The sequence below is a fragment of the Pseudomonas sp. AC463 genome, assembly GCF_979253585.1.
Window position 1 is genome coordinate 1 of sequence record NZ_CEEDDZ010000865.1, and the last position, 255, is coordinate 255.

General features: G+C 64.7%; 1 protein-coding gene. It reads left to right on the plus strand.

Going from position 1 to position 255, the window contains the following annotated elements:
• Positions 1 to 255: PQQ-dependent sugar dehydrogenase (locus AC0IYH_RS32690; RefSeq protein ID WP_471838515.1), on the plus strand; the 255-nt coding region annotated here is incomplete at both ends.

The window sequence follows — 255 nt, forward strand, 5'->3', positions numbered from 1 at the left end:
GGCCAGAGGGTTCGCGCCGGAAGTGTGGAGCTATGGGCACCGCAACCTGCTCGGCCTCGCCTTCGACAAGGCGGGCAATCTCTGGGAGCAGGAGATGGGGCCGAAGGGCGGCGACGAGGTGAACCTCATCCAGCCGGGTCGCAACTATGGCTGGCCGAATGCGTCGAACGGGTCGCATTACGACGGTCGCGACATTCCGGATCACAAGGCGGGCGACGGTTACGAAGCGCCCAAAGTGTGGTGGAACCCGTCGAT